The sequence below is a fragment of the Streptomyces sp. NEAU-sy36 genome (genome assembly GCF_013423905.1).
In the GTDB taxonomy this organism is placed as follows: Bacteria; Actinomycetota; Actinomycetes; order Streptomycetales; family Streptomycetaceae; genus Streptomyces; species Streptomyces misionensis.
Map to the genome: position 1 here is coordinate 6132235 of NZ_CP058977.1, position 14349 is coordinate 6146583.

Annotated in this window: 12 protein-coding genes; 5 read left to right on the plus strand and 7 right to left on the minus strand. The window is 72.5% G+C overall.

The annotated features are described in order from the left end of the window. Window positions 1-214 precede the first annotated feature (214 nt). The 4 genes from HZZ00_RS26830 to cyc2 form a co-directional block, all read right to left on the minus strand. Window positions 215-1159: a phosphotransferase family protein gene (locus HZZ00_RS26830; RefSeq protein WP_180328858.1), complete on the minus strand. Its 945-nt coding sequence runs from the start codon at window positions 1157-1159 to the stop codon at window positions 215-217. A gap of 65 nt (window positions 1160-1224) precedes the next feature. Next, complete coding sequence (locus tag HZZ00_RS26835; protein WP_180328859.1) at window positions 1225-2352, minus strand: aminopeptidase P family protein; 1128 nt, start codon at window positions 2350-2352, stop codon at window positions 1225-1227. 232 nt (window positions 2353-2584) lie between these two features. Continuing rightward, window positions 2585-4468 carry an O-aminophenol oxidase PhsA gene (phsA, locus tag HZZ00_RS26840; protein WP_180328860.1) on the minus strand — a complete coding sequence of 628 codons (1884 nt, stop codon included), beginning with the start codon at window positions 4466-4468 and terminating at the stop codon, window positions 2585-2587. 119 nt (window positions 4469-4587) lie between these two features. Beyond that, window positions 4588-6750 (minus strand): germacradienol/geosmin synthase Cyc2, encoded by a 2163-nt coding sequence (gene cyc2 / locus HZZ00_RS26845; protein ID WP_180328861.1) that lies wholly within the window; start codon window positions 6748-6750, stop codon window positions 4588-4590. Window positions 6751-6883: 133 nt separating this feature from the next. Here cyc2 and HZZ00_RS26850 point away from each other — a divergent pair, with 133 nt between their 5' ends. Further along, entirely contained in the window at window positions 6884-7693 is an 810-nt protein-coding gene (locus tag HZZ00_RS26850; protein WP_180328862.1) for an alpha/beta fold hydrolase, read from the plus strand. Continuing rightward, window positions 7690-8970 carry a cytochrome P450 gene (locus HZZ00_RS26855; protein WP_180328863.1) on the plus strand — a complete coding sequence of 427 codons (1281 nt, stop codon included), beginning with the start codon at window positions 7690-7692 and terminating at the stop codon, window positions 8968-8970. The genes HZZ00_RS26850 and HZZ00_RS26855 overlap by 4 nt, the downstream gene beginning before the upstream one ends. Here the strand turns inward: HZZ00_RS26855 and HZZ00_RS26860 are convergent. The 3 genes from HZZ00_RS26860 to HZZ00_RS26870 all read right to left on the minus strand — a co-directional run bounded on the left by HZZ00_RS26860 (window position 8963) and on the right by HZZ00_RS26870 (window position 11773). Further along, window positions 8963-10138 carry a damage-control phosphatase ARMT1 family protein gene (locus HZZ00_RS26860; RefSeq protein ID WP_180328864.1) on the minus strand — a complete coding sequence of 392 codons (1176 nt, stop codon included), beginning with the start codon at window positions 10136-10138 and terminating at the stop codon, window positions 8963-8965. The genes HZZ00_RS26855 and HZZ00_RS26860 overlap by 8 nt on opposite strands. Before the next feature lie 22 nt (window positions 10139-10160). After that, window positions 10161-10805 (minus strand): ScbR family autoregulator-binding transcription factor, encoded by a 645-nt coding sequence (locus HZZ00_RS26865; RefSeq protein WP_070025529.1) that lies wholly within the window; start codon window positions 10803-10805, stop codon window positions 10161-10163. A gap of 317 nt (window positions 10806-11122) precedes the next feature. Next, on the minus strand, window positions 11123-11773 hold the full coding sequence (locus tag HZZ00_RS26870; protein ID WP_180328865.1) for a Tat pathway signal sequence domain protein: 651 nt from the start codon (window positions 11771-11773) through the stop codon (window positions 11123-11125). An 818-nt stretch (window positions 11774-12591) separates the two neighbouring features. Between HZZ00_RS26870 and HZZ00_RS26875 the strand changes: the two genes are divergently transcribed. From HZZ00_RS26875 to HZZ00_RS26885, 3 genes are all read left to right on the plus strand, one after another. Then, window positions 12592-13287 carry a DUF6230 family protein gene (locus HZZ00_RS26875; protein ID WP_180333726.1) on the plus strand — a complete coding sequence of 232 codons (696 nt, stop codon included), beginning with the start codon at window positions 12592-12594 and terminating at the stop codon, window positions 13285-13287. 5 nt (window positions 13288-13292) lie between these two features. Further along, window positions 13293-13733 (plus strand): DUF6114 domain-containing protein, encoded by a 441-nt coding sequence (locus tag HZZ00_RS26880; protein ID WP_180328866.1) that lies wholly within the window; start codon window positions 13293-13295, stop codon window positions 13731-13733. Window positions 13734-13833: 100 nt separating this feature from the next. Further along, the gene (locus HZZ00_RS26885; RefSeq protein ID WP_070025525.1) at window positions 13834-14289 is read left to right on the plus strand and encodes a tellurite resistance TerB family protein; all 456 of its coding nucleotides are present in this window, start codon (window positions 13834-13836) and stop codon (window positions 14287-14289) included. The last annotated feature ends 60 nt before the right edge of the window (window positions 14290-14349 follow it).

A 14349-nucleotide genomic window follows, 5' to 3' on the forward strand; every position in this document is an offset into this window, starting at 1 on the left:
CTCCGCGAGCCGGGCGGGCGATCTGTCCGTTCCCTCCCAGTATGGTGAGCGGCGGGGCGGGGGCCACAGGCGGCGGAGCGCCGCGGGCCGGCCCGTACCGCGCCCGGGCGCTGAGCGGCGGGGCCTCGCGGCACGCGGGCGGTGGCGGACCGGTGGGCCGGACGGGTGACGGCGGGCGGGACGTACGGGGCCGCGGCGGTTCGGGAGGGCCCGGTCAGGGCTCCTCGCCGGCCGTCTTGAAGTCCGTCACCCGCTCCAGCAGGATCGGCTCCCAGGCCCGGCGCAGCTGGGTGCGCAGCAGGGACAGGGAGCCGGTGGCGCGGCCGTCGAGGTGTTCGGTGAGCCGCAGGACGGTGTCGCAGCGGGCGAGCCACAGGCCGCGCAGACAGGGGCGGGCGCCGTAGCCGGCGAGGGTGGCGGCGCGGACGGCGGCCGGGGCGCCGACGGCGACGGCGAGTCCGGCGATGTCCTCGGCGGGGTCGCCGAGCGCCGCCTGCGTCCAGTCCAGGATGCCGCGCACCCGCCCGTCCGCGCTGACCACCACGTGCTCGCCGGACAGGCCGTGGTGGGTGAGCACGGCGGCACCGGGCTTGGTGGCCAGCTGGCCGGCGCCGGCCGGGGTGAGCTGGTGCATCCGCTCGGCGTCGAACTCGTCGGCGGCGGCGAGCCGTTCGGCCGCGTGCACGGCCATCCGGCGCAGCGCCTCCAGGGAGCGGGGCGCGGACCGCGGCACGCCGAGCGACTCGGCCTGGCGTGCCGGCACCGCGCGCAGCCCGTTGAGCAGTCCGGCGAGGTCCGCCTCCCCGGCCGCCGAGACGTCGTGGTCCTCGGCGGTGCCGCCGGGCACCACGGTGTCGAGGGTGCAGGCGAGACCGGGCGCCCAGTCGGCGTGCGCCACGCTGGTGGGCACGGCCACCGGCACGTGCGGGCGGACCAGTGCGCGTAGCCGCAGTTCCCGGCGGCGGCGGGCGGAGGCCTCCCGGTCGGGGGCGAGGCGCAGCACCCGGCGGGCGCCGACCCACCAGGTGTACGGATGGCCCTCCCGGACGGGCCGGACGTCCGGTGCGTCCGCGCCCCCGGTGTCCTCCGCGCGGTCCTTGAGCAGCGAACGGACCAGTGCGCGGACGCTGTCCGGGGTGGGGATCGGTGCCTGGGTCATGGGTCCTGCGTTGCCGTTCCGGTGTCGTCGGGGTGGCCTTGGCCTACCGGCCCTTCTGGGGCCCGTCAGTCCACTATGACCATCTCACGGGTGGTGTTGTTGAGGCGGCGGCCGCCGTCCTCGGTCACCGTGACGATGTCCTCGATGCGCACCCCGAAGCGGCCGGGCAGATAGATGCCGGGCTCCACGGAGAAGCACATCCCGGGCACCAGCGGCAGTTCCTCGCCCTCGATCATGTACGGCGGCTCGTGCGTGGTGACGCCGATGCCGTGTCCGGTGCGGTGGATGAAGTACTCGCCGTAGCCGGCGTCGGTGATCACCGCGCGGGCGGCGCGGTCGACGTCCTGGCAGGCCGCACCCGGCCGCACCGCCTGGCAGCCGGCCTCCTGGGCGGCGCGCACCACGTCGTGGACCCGGCGCTCCTCCTCGGTGGGCTCGCCGACGTGCACCGTGCGCGTGGTGTCGGAGCCGTAGCCGTCCTTCAGGCCGCCGAAGTCGAGGACGACCATGTCGCCGCGCCGGATGACGCGGTCGCCGACCTCGTGGTGCGGGTTGGCGCCGTTGGGTCCGGAGCCGACGATGGTGAAGTCGACCTGGGAGTGGCCGAAGCGGCGCAGCAGCGCGGCGAGATCGTGGCCGACGTCGGACTCGCGGCGCCCGGCGAAGGGCATCTTGCGGATCTCCTCGAACGCCGCGTCGGCCGCGGCCCCGGCGGCCGCGAGCAGCTCCACCTCGGCGGCGTCCTTGACGGCGCGCAGCATCGGCAGGGCCTCGGTGAGGGCGGCGTAGGAGCTGTCCGGCAGGGTGCGCTGGAGGCCCAGCACGTGCATCGCCCAGGTGTTGTCGCTGATGCCGTACCGGCCGCGGCCGTCGAGGAGGTCGGCGGTGACGGCGTAGGGGTCCTTGCCGTCGGTCCAGTCGCGCAGCGTCAGCACCTCGCCGGCGGCGGAGTGCTCGGCGTCCGGGGCCTCCAGGGTGGGGACGACGAGCACCGGATCCTGGCCGGGGGCGAGGACCAGCAGGGTGAGCCGCTCGGTGATCGCGGTGGGGGTGTAACCGGTCAGCCACACCAGGTCCGGGCCGGGTGCCACGAGCAGCCCGGCGAGGCCGGCGTCGGCCGCGGCGCGGGTGGCGCGCTCCATGCGGGCCCTGTGGTCGGCGGCGCTGAAGGGCGTGGTCGTGGTACCGGTCATCCGGGCCTCCGGGCGGATCGCGCTGGTCGGGCGGGTGGTGGGACGGCTTGGTGGCGTCCCGGGCAGCATCCTGCCCGCCCGGACCGGCCGACGCGAGCCCATTCGGTGATCCCGCGCCCGCGACGGACGCCGGCGGGACGCGGCCACCGGACCGGACCGGTGGCCGAGGCCGGTACCGGGGCCGAACCGGCCCGGCCGGGCTCGGCCCCGGTCCGTCCACGGGTCGGTCGGCTCAGCCCGTGTGCCCTCCGTGCCCGCCGTCGTGCGACGCCCCGTGGTCGAACACCATGGCCTCGGGCGGCATGACGACGAACGGGCGCATCATCCCCATGTCCTCGTGCTCCAGCAGATGGCAGTGGTACATGAACCTGCCGTACGCCCCGTCGAAGCGGCCCATGACCCGCAGCATCTGGCTGCCGGGGACCCGGAAGACGTCCTTGTTGCCCTGCTCGTTGGGCGCGAGCGGGATCGCGGTGCTCGCGTCGTACCGGATCGGGGTGCGGGTGCCGCCCACGGCGGGGTCGAAGCCGGATACGTCGTAGGCGTCCCGGCCGAGGAGCTGGAAGTCGGCCAGGTGGATGTGCATGGGGTGCACGATGGGCGCGAGGTTGAGGAAGCTCCACTGCTCGTGGCTGCCCTCGCCGATGATGAACCCCAGCCCGTCGTTGAACGTCCGCGCGGTGCGCCGGTACGTCTTCGTGGTGCCGTCGGGACCGGTGATCTGCACGATGCCGTCGGCCGGGAGCGCCAACCCGCCGGTGTCCGCGACCTCGGTCATCTCCCAGATCTCCGGGTGGCCGCCGGCGCCCTTGGCCGCGGGCGGGGTGAGCAGGATCAGCCGGTGGCCGTGCGGGATGTCGTGGGTGAGGCGGCGGAAGGAGCCGGACAGGACCTGGGGCAGTTCGAAGGCGTCCGGTTCCGCGGCCTTGCGGACGCGGAACTCCAGGACGGCCGGGTAGCGCACGTCACCGGCCGGGTCGGGCACGCCCGCCGGCCGGTTGGGGCCCTTGTTGACCAGCCGCAGGGTGCGCCCGGCCAGCCGCCGGAAGTCCACCAGCAGGTCGAAGCGCTCGGCGGGCGCCGCGGTCAGCGTCGGCAGGGCCGGACCGAAGTCCACCGGCACCGGGCGCGGCAGCAGTCCGCCGTCGCTGCCGATCTGGTGGACGACGCCGGGCACCGGGTCGCCGTCCTCGTCGATCAGCACGAGGTCGAAGATGCGCGCGTTGGACGCGTTGACCAGCCGGAAGCGGTACCAGGCCGAGTCCACCTCGGCGTACGGCCAGATGCGTCCGTTGACGGTGGTGTACGGGCCGGTGAACGGGATGGACACCGGCTTGCCGGTCTCCGCGTTGTGCTCGTCGACGACGACCGTCTTGTGCAGCAGCCGCCCGTTGAGCCGGCCGTCCTCGTCGGTGTCGAGGTTGCGGTCGGCGAGCAGCAGCGGTATCTCCCGCTCCCCGGACGGGAGCCGGAGCGCGTCCTCCTCGTCGTCCCGGACGAGGTAGGTGCCGTAGAGGCCGCTCATCACGTTCCAGCGGGTGATGTTCATGGCGTGGTCGTGGTACCACCACTGGGTCGCCTGGTGGTCGTTCGGGTACTCCGACAGCTGGGCGTCGCCGAAGCCGACCGCGTTGTCCGCCCAGCCGTCGTTGCCCGCGCCGGTCTGCGCGCCGTGCAGATGGGTCACCGACCAGGCGGGCAGGGCCGCGACGTCCTTGTCGGGTTCGACGCCGCCGCGGCCGGGTTCGGTGGTGGCGGGCGCGGTGCCGGGCGCGCGGACGGGCACCGCGACCGAGGTCACCGGGTACTCGGACTCCTTGGGTATGCGGTTGGTCCAGGCGATGCGGACGCGTTCGCCGCGCCGCACCTCGATGGTCGGGCCGGGGACATGGCCGTCGTAACCCCACATCAGGGTGGGCGGCAGCTGCGGGTGCAGCCGCACCCAGGTGGGCCGCAGGGCGATCTCGGTCTCCCGCCGGACGTCGCCCGCCGCGGGCCGCAGCACGGGCGGCACCGTCAGCGGTGCGACGTAGGGACGCAGTTCCCCCGGTGCCTGCTTCTTCTCCCCAGCGGCCCCGGTGATCCTCTCGCCGGCCTGCTCGATGATCTCGGTCAAGCTCGAACACCCCCCGTGTTCTCGCGTTGTGTCGTTCCCCTTGGCTATGAGGACTCGCAAAAGCTCGCCGAAGTTCCCTGAATGCCCCGTTCCGTACGAGAAGATGCGGAATCTGCCGGTCAGCCCAGTGCGAGCACCGGCCGTGCGGGCATGCGGTCGGGCAGGAAGCGGTGGGCGCGCCGGCTCAGCCACGCGTCCTTGTAGCGGTCCACGTTCCGGTGCCAGTTGAGGATGCCGGCCAGCCAGTTCTGCAGATCGAGGACGTACCCGTCCATCGCCCTGCGGGCCTCCCGCGACAGCTCGAAGTCGTCGTAGAGAACGGGCAGTTCGTGGGCGACCACGTGCTCGAACTGCTGCATGCGCTGGGTGGTGAGGTCGTGCACGACGCCGAGCGCGGTCGGGTAGTCGATGCCGAAGAAGTTCTGCACGACCAGGATCGCGTTGTGGATCTCGCCCTCGTACTCGATCTCCTTCTGGTACGAGAAGATGTCGTTGAGCAGGCAGGCGTAGTCGATGGCGGCGTTCTCCAGGGAGCGCACCGGGCCGCTGCGGTACACCTCGGGCGGGATCGCGGGGCCGTGGCCCATCCGGCACAGGCTCAGGGTGAGGTCGGAGCCGAAGGTGGAGCGGCGCATCTCCAGGTAGTCGACCGGGTCGGGGACGCGGTTCTGCACCTGGTTGGACAGCTCCCACACCCAGCTCTCGGTCATGGTGTCCACGGCGGCCTTGAGGGTGCGCCGCTGGTCGGCGGTCATCTCGGCGGTGGTGCGCGCCCACAGGTCGATCAGGGAGCGTTCCATGGCGTTGCCCGGCACGAGCGCGGGCTCGCCCTCGACGGGCGTGCAGGCCGACAGCCGGGCGGTGGTCAGGCGGGCGGCGGCCAGGTCCCTGCGGTGGCCGTAGACGAGTGGGTAGTAGTCGTCGCCGTAGGTGCCGAAGGCGAGCCACTGGGCGCTGAGGTCGAGTGCCTCGGGGGTGGCGTCGGGGTCGAGTCCGGCGGAGCACAGGGCGAGGTCGTAGGCGCGCAGCTTGTCCTCGTCCCAGACGCCCTCCTGGAGGATGCCGACCCGGTGGCACCAGGTGCGCAGATTGCGGCGGGCGGCGTCGAGGTGGGGGCTCAGCTCCAACGGGAACGGCATGTGGAACTCGGGCAGGATCGACGGGCCGACCTTCTGGTAGGGCACGTGGGAGTAGGCGCGCAGGCGCTCCTGGGCGGCGGAGGCGAGCAGGGTGCCGATGTGGGCGGCGGAGGTGCCGGGGCCGCTGGGCAGCTGCCAGGGCGAACCGCTGCGCGCGCCCTGGTTCATGTAGCGGCTGGAGCGCAGGTGCCATTCGTGGCCGCCGGACTGCCAGTCCTGGAGTCCCTTGGTGTACGCGGCGATCGCGGCCGTCTCGGCCGGGGTGAGGCCGTTCTCCAGGGCGACGGCGGGGACTTCGGTGAGCGCGGTGTGCTCGAACTGGTGCAGGCGCGAGGTGAGGATGTCGTTGACGGTGTCGGCGGCCTGCTGGGTGGTGCAGCCGAAGAAGGTCTCCAGGACGAGCACGCCGTTGCTGTTCTCGCCCTCGTCCTCGACCTCGCGCTGGTAGGAGAACAGGTCGTTGCGCAGGTGCACGGCGTCGGCGAAGGTCTCCATGAGCACCCGCAGCGGCCGGCTCCCGGCGACGGCCGCGGGCACCTCGGCGGTGGCGTACTCCACCAGTCCGGCGGACCAGGGGGCGCCGCCGACCTTGCGGCGCATCTCGATGTACTCGACGGGGTTGGCGATGCGCCCCTCGTTGATGTTCGACAGCTCCCACATCGACTCGTTGAGCAGGTGCTCGGTGGCGACGGAGAAGCGGCGGCGCCAGTCCACGGACATCGACGGCACCGTGCGCGCCCACAGGTCCTTCAGGCCCGCCTCGACCGGGTTCTGCGGCTCCGGTACGGGGGTCGCCGGGTCGAGCGGCATGAACAGCGGCAGCCGGTCGAGGTGGGCCTTGCCGGCGGCGCGGTCCTGGGTGCGCTTGTACATGTCCAGGAAGTGGTCGTCGAAGAAGAAGACCCACACGTACCAGTCGGTGATCAGCGAGAGGGCGGCCCCGTCGCAGTCGGGGTGGGTGTAGGCGCACAGCAGTCCGTAGTCGTGCGCCTCCAGATCGGCCTGGTCCCAGATTCCGGAGCCCTCCAGCATGCCCATCTCCCGGGCCCACGCGGTGGAGTGGGCGCGGGCCTCGTCCAGGTGCGGATTGAGCCGTGCGGGATACGGCATGTAGAAGTGCGGGAGTTCGAACGGCTGCGTCATGGCCGGGCCCTACCCGTGCCCCTCAACACCCATCCGTCACGCGGGACATGATCACACCATCGCGTGAAACATCGCCGCGGTGTGCCCCGTCCGCGCTCTTGCCGTGCTCCGGCGCGAGGGACACGGTAGGCGCATGAACTCCTTCGTGCTGCCCCATGAGGTGCACGGCGACGGCGCCCACCACGTGTTCGCCGTGCACGGCTGGTTCGCCGACCGGTCCGCCTACGCGGCCGTGCTGCCGGACCTGGACCGCACCGCCTTCACCTATGTGCCGGTCGATCTGCGCGGCTACGGCGAGGCCCGGGACGTCACCGGGTCCTTCACGACGGCCGAGGCGGCCGCCGATCTCCTCGCGCTGGCCGACCGGCTCGGCTGGGCGCGGTTCTCGGTGGTCGGCCACTCCATGGGCGGCGCGGTGGCCCAGCGGCTCCTCGCGCTCGCCCCGGACCGGCTGCGCCGGATCGTCGGCGTCTCCCCGGTGCCCGCCTCGGGCATGCCGCTTCCGGGCGAGCAGGGAGCGCTGTTCACGGAGGCGGCGCACAAGGCGGCGAACCGGCGCGCGATCCTCGACTTCACCACCGGGGGCCGCCGCCCCGCCGCCTGGCTGGACCGGATGGTGGCGCGCTCCCTGGAGCGCAGCGACGCCGGGGCGTTCCGGGCCTGGCTGGACTCGTGGGCCGGCGAGGACTTCCATGCCGAGGTGGCGGGCGCCACGGTGCCCGCGCTGGCCGTGGCGGGCGAGCTGGACCCGGCGCTGTCCCCCGCGCTGATGCGCCGGACATGGCTGTCCTGGTACCCGCACGGCCATCTCGTCACCCTGCCCGGCGCCGGCCACTACGCGATGGACGAGACACCGTTGGACCTGATCCGGGTCGTGGAGGACTTCCTGCGCGCGGACGGGGAGGGCGGGGCGGGCGGCGCGGACGGGGGCGGTCCGGCGTGAGCGGTGTCGAGGCGGGGCGGGCGCCCGATCCCGGCGGGGTGCCCGACATCTTCGACCCGCGCCAGTACGCCGCCGCCGTGCCCTACGACGACTACCGTGTGCTGCGCGAGCGGCGGCCGGTGGTCTGGCAGGAGGAGCCCGAGGTGCTGGGCTGGCCGGCCGGGCCCGGGTTCTGGGCGGTGACGCGGCACGCGGACGTCGTACGGGTCCTGAAGGACTCGGCCGCCTACTCGTCGTACCTCGGCGCGACCCAGATCCGCGACCCCGACCCGGAGGACCTGCCGTTCATCCGCCGCATGATGCTCAACCAGGACCCGCCGCAGCACGGCAGGCTGCGGCGGCTGGTGAGCCGGGCGTTCACCCCGGGCCGGATCGAGCGGTTCGCACAGGTCGCCCGGGAGCGGGCACGGACGCTGCTCGCGGGGGCGCTGGAGCGGGCCGCCGAGGGGGACGGCACGGTCGACCTGGTGGCGGCCGTCACCGACGAGTACGCCCTGCTGAACCTGACCGACCTGCTGGGCGTCCCGGAACACGACCGGCGGCTGCTGCTGCGGTGGACCCACCGGGTGATCGGCTACCAGGACCCGGACGAGGCCGGCCCCTCGGTGCGGGACCAGGCGGGCCGGCCGGTGAACCCACGCTCTCCGGCGATGCTGCGGGACATGTTCGGCTACGCGCAACAGCTGGCTGCGTACAAACGGCGGTATCCCGCCGACGACGTCCTCACGACCCTCAGCCACGACGCGGAACTCACCGGTCCCGAGCTGGAGATGTTCTTCTTCCTGCTCACCATCGCCGGCAACGACACCGTCCGCAGCGCGGCCCCGGGCGGGCTGCTGGCACTGGCCGAGCACCCGCGGGCGTACGACCTGCTGCGCACCGGCAAGGCACAACTCAACTCAGCCGTCGAAGAGTTGCTGCGGTGGCACCCGCCCGTGCTGACCTTCCGGCGCACCGCGGCCCAGGACACCGAGCTGGCGGGCCGGCGCATCAGGGCGGGCGACAAGGTCGTGGTCTTCCACGCCTCCGCCAACCGCGACGAGCGGGTCTTCACCGACCCGGACCGGCTCGACCTCGGCCGCTCCCCCAACCCGCACGTCTCCTTCGGCGACGGTCCGCACGTCTGCATGGGCGCGCACTTCGCCCGGCTGCAACTGCGTGTCCTCTACGAGGAGGTGCTGCGCGCCCTGCCCGTCCTGCGCCCCGCCGGACCGCCCGAGCGGCTGGTGTCCAACTTCATCAACGGCATCAAGGCGCTGCCGCTGCGCGTCACTTGACCTGGATCAGCGCATGCGTGCCGCCGGTGCGCCAGCGCTGCTCCTCCGCCGCCACCAGCTCCGCCTCGGCCTCGGCGGACAGGCCGGTGATCACCTCGGACTTCAGGGTGCGCAGCGCGGCGACGGGGCCCGGGAAGTACGCGGTCGCCGCCGCGAAGGACGTGGTCGGCGGCCACCTCCGGTCGCCGACCAGCCGACGGTAGTTGAGGTCGCCCTTGAGCACGGTGAGGGTCGCGGCGGCGAACTCGGCGCGCAGGTCGTCCGGCATCCGCTCGTACGGCAGCGGTGCGCAGGAGAAGGGGTGGGCGCGCACGGCGAGCCGGCCGTCGGACAGCGCCGACCACAGCAGCCGCCCGTACTCGGCGGCCTCGCCCGGCGCGGCGCGGAGCCGGTCCAGGGCGTCGAGCACATCGGCGGTGGTGGCGTCCGAGACGTAGTACGGGTACGGCTTGACGTGCAGCACCGCCCGCGCGGCCCGGCCCCCGGCGAGGAGGTGGGCGATCAGCAGCAGGTCGGGGACGAGTTCGCGGCCCGCGTTGTCCGCGACCAGGACGAGGGTCGCGTCCCCGCCGGGCGGCAGCAGCGACCACAGCCGTGCGCTGTCGTCGGCGACCAGCGCGGGCGCGGGCGCGCGCTCCTCGGCGCCCTCGGCGGAGAGCCGGAACCCCAGGTCGGCGCGGTTGCCCCAGAGGGAGCCGTGCAGCAGGGCCCGCCCGCGCTCCGGTTCCGGCAGCTCCCGCAGTGCGTCGAGGGCGGCGAGTTCCCGGTCGGTCTCCGGGGCGTCCAGCTCGGCGCGCTTGACGGGGCGGAAGGGGTCGATGCCCTGCCAGGCGCCGGGGCCGAAGTAGCCGACGGCCGCGAGCAGTTGGCGGTAGAAGTAGCTCTCGGACCACAGCCACGGCACGTCGTACCAGCGCTGTCCGGTGTACGCGTCCGCTCCCCACGCCCGCCAGCGCTCGCGGTCCGGGGCGTCCGCGGGCAGCGGCTCGATGGTGCCCTCGGTGCAGCTCGCCAGCAGTGCGTCCAGCGCCCGCCGCTGCGCGGGGGCGTACGGGAGGGCGCCTCGCACCTGCCGGATGATCGCCGGGTGCCGCTCGGCCAGTACGCCGTGCGGGAAGGAACCGGGTACGTTGCCGAGGATCACGGGTGCGAACGGGGTGTCGGGCATGTCCGTCACCGTACCGCGCGGTTCAGGCGGTTCTGATCTCCCGCTCCAGCTGCGTGGCGAGGGTGACGTAGCGGGGGCGGCGGTGCACCGGGACCAGGCCGCGGATCATCAGGTGCCACATCTCGGCGACCCGGCGCGGCAGCCGCCCCACCGGTTCGAACCGGCCGGTGACCCGGGTGCCGAAGAAGAAGCAGACGAGCGAGTGGGCGGCGGCGGCGACGTCGAGGTCGCTGTGCACATCGGCCTCCCGCACGGCCCCGCTGAACTTGCGGGCGGCGAACTCCAGCCACTCGGTGTAGGGGTGGCGCAGCGGCGGCCGTACGGTGACGTCGGCGGTGGCGAGGCGGAGTCCGGCGCGCGGCACCGGGTCGTCCACGGCGAGCCGGGCGACTCCGAAGGTGGTGCGCATCAGGCCCTCCAGAGAGGAGTAGCCGCGGCCCTCGACGTCGGCCACGAGCTGCCGGGCCGCCCGGGCCTCCAGCTCCAGGATGGCGTGCGCCAGGTCTTCCTTGGCGGCGAAGTGGAAGTAGAGGGCCCCCTTGGTGACCTTCGCGTGTGCGACGATGTCGCTGAGGCTGGTGGACTCGTAGCCGTGCTGGTCGAACAGATCCGCGGCGGCGGAAATGATCGTCGACCGGGTCTGTTCGGCGCGTAACTGCCTCGCCATCGTGGGACCCCTCCTCGCGAGACGAACGAACGGGACATGCGGTTTGTTTTAACCCCTTGCATACGATAACTCACCGAATGCCAACGGGAGTCCGAAGTGCGAGGGCCCGGCACCGGCCTCGAACGGCCGCTCGACGGCCGCCTGGCGCACCCATGATCGCCACGATACGAGGCGGGCGGCCGGCTCCTCAACGGGGCCTCGGGGGGCGGCCGGGGCGCGCGCAGCACGGCGGCGCCGTCCCGGTGGGGGTGCCCACCGGGACGGCGCCGCCTCGCGCCTTGTTCAGGGAGTGCTGGTCAAACCGCTTGTCGTGCGCGTCAGTTGACGAACACCTTGGCTCCGCCGTCGGTCACCGGCGCGTACTTGGCCGAGAAGTAGGCCGTGTTGAAGCACAGCGACGAGCCGGAGATCTTGGTGAACTGCTGGTTGGTGAAGGTGATGCTGTTGTCGCTGTTGTCCGCCTTGCCGGTGAGGCTCGGGCCCTGGTAGATGCAGGTGACGCTGCCCAGCAGGGTGTTGAGCTTGACCGTGGACTGGATCACGGAGCCGCTGCGGGGCGTGACGGTGAGGGTGCCGTCGGAGGTGACCGTCGCCGAGTAGGGCAGGTTGTCGATGGTGATGCCGCCGACGCTGAGCACACCGGTGACGTTGCTCGTGCAGTTGGTCGCGGTGTGCGCGGTGACGGACTCGGTGGCGGTGCCGGGGGCGGTCGGGTTTCCGGTGACCGAGGCGGTGAACTGGGAGCTGCTGCACTTCACGCCGCTGGTGCCGGTGGCGCTGGAGTAGAAGGTGGCGTTGGTGCCGCTCGCCAGGGGCGCGGTGAGGGTGTCGCCGACCGCGACGGCGGTGCCGCCGGCGCTGCCCGTGGTCAGGACCGCGCCGGCCGCCGAGGCGGGACCGGCGGAGACCAGGGCGAGAGCGGTGGCGGTGGCGGTACCGGCGAGGGCGACGAGGATTCGCGTACGCATGCGGGTGCCTCTCTGCTAAGTGGGGTGAGGGTTGGGGACGTGGGGGGGTGGCGGGCGGTGCAGAGGTGGTGCGCCCTGGCACGGGGGTGGTACGCGTCGTACCCGGGTGGTACGCGTCGTACCAGGGGTATTTCGTCGTACTCGGGTGGCGCTCGGCATGCCGGGGCGGCATGCCTCGTGCCGGGGCGGTGCGAGCGGTGCCGGTTGGTGCGCGTGTTGCCGCCGGCGCGGGGCCGTCACGCCTTCTCCTTACGCGACGGACCAGCGACGGCGGCGAGCCGGACACCGGCCGGTACCCGGAGGAATCGGCCGGGCCGGACGCTCTGAGGGATGCCGGTACGGACCCGTGGGGGAGCTGTCCGTGCCGTGCTCGCGCGGAGTGCGAAGGGGTGCTCGTGCGAAACGGATCACCGTGAGGTCGAGCGTGCCACGAGAGGGCCGGGAACGCGGCCGGTGCCCGTGCGGGACACGGCCGCTGCCGCTCGGCGGATCCGGCGCCACGGATCCGGGGAATCTGGGGAAGTTGTAGCCCCGTCAACCATCGGCGTCAAGACACGCGACACGGCAACATCGCGCTGAACAAGGCGAGTTGAACGGGCGGATCGGCTCGCACGCACCGTCAACACCCTTTTTTCACATCTCCCTTGACCCCAAAAAGTAACCGGCGGTAACTTCCTCGAAAGGCTACCGCCGCGTAACGAGAAAGCCCTCGCACCCGCCGGGAGTGCGAGGAGGCGTCCGCGGCGGCCGCTGTCCGCGCCAGGACATCGTGCCACTGAAGCCCAACCCGCATCGGATCCATGCCCATGGGAGCAGACATGGCCTCGTCCCCGGACATCTCGTCCACCGGCAACACCCCTGAGAACCCGGGAAGCGGTTCACTCTCCGAAACACCGAGCGGCACCGCCGCCCCCACCGGGGTGAGACGGGGCCGCGTCCGGGCCCGCCGCGCCGCGGTGATGGCGGTGCCCGCCACGATCGTCGCCGCCGGCCTCGCGGTGCTCACCGCGCAGGGCGCGCTGGGTGTGCAGTTCGCCATCTCCGGCATGCCGTTCACGGTCACCGCGGAGCAGCTGGACGGATCCGGTTTCGAGCAGTTCGGCGGCCTGGACAACATGGCCGACGACAGCCCGAACGCGGGTGACACCGGCGGCCAGGTGCTGGTCGTCACCTCCGCCATCAAGAAGGCCACGCTGTCCAAGCTGTGCCAGAGCGTCGACCTCGGCGGCACCAACCTGCGGATCACCGCGGGCAGCGGCGCCAACAAGGTCACCGCCTCCGATCTGACCACCGACTCCACCGAGATGTCGGGCGACGCGGCGTTCAACAACATCGAGATCGGCAACGACGCCAGCACGCTGACCGAGGCCAACGCGAAGGGCCCGAAGGGCGTCTTCAGCCAGCAGGCCGACAAGGTGCACATCGACAACCTGAGGCAGACCAACTACGCGACCACGGCTGGGGTGTTCAAGCTGCCCGGCCTCAAGCTCAGCTTCAGCGACAAGGCCTGCTGAGCGCCATGGCCGACCGTACGAGCCGGGGCCCGCGGGGCACCTTCCGGGCATGGCGGGCCCGGCGGCCGTTCTGGGGCGGGCTGCTGCTCGCCCTGGGCGGTGGCGAGATCCTGCTGACCGAGAAGGCGTCGCTGAAGGTCGTGATGCACATCGGTATGCAGGGGCTCGCCGGCTATCTGCTGCCGGGTCTGATGGTCCTGCTGGGCCTGCTGCTCCTCTTCAACCCCGCCCAGCGGCTCTTCTACTCCATCACCGGAGTGCTGCTCTCGCTGGGCACCTGGCTCACCTCCAACCTGGGCGGCTTCTTCATCGGACTGCTGCTCGGCGTCGTCGGCAGCTGCCTCGCCTTCGGCTGGCTCCCCGACCAGGAGCCGCGCACGAGCCGCCGCAAGCGCCGCCGGGCGCGGGCCCTCGCCGCACAGGAGGCCGAGGGAACCGCGGCATGACGTCCCGGAACTTTCCGGCCCCACCGTCAGTTTCTACGGTGTTGTAGAAGTTGCCGGTGGGGTGTCGTGGGGCGCCCCGCCGCGGATACGAGGAGCAAGCATGGCCCTGTGGGACCGCATCAAGGAGTCGGCGTCGCAGATGCAGACCCAGTTGGTGGCGAAGAAGAACGACCTGAAGAGCGGTGCGTTCCGGGACGCGAGCATGGCGATGTGCGCGCTGGTCGCCGCCGCCGACGGCACCGTCGACCCCTCGGAGCGTCAGCGCGTCGCCCAGCTGATCGCCACCAACGAGGTGTTGCAGAACTTCCCCGCGGACGATCTGCGGCGCCGCTTCGACGACAACCTGAACAAGCTGACGGCCGACTTCGCCTTCGGCAAGGTGAGCGTGCTCCAGGAGATCGCCAAGGCGAAGAAGAAGCCCGCCGAGGCGCGGGCCGTCATCCAGATCGGCATCGTCATCGGCGGCGCCGACGGCGACTTCGACAAGACCGAGCAGGCCGTGGTCCGCGAGGCCTGCTACACCCTGGACCTGCCGCCGCACGAGTTCGACCTCTGAGCGAGACGGAACAGGGGGGCGCGGCCGAGATCCTCGGCCGCGCCCCCCCGTGCGTCGGGC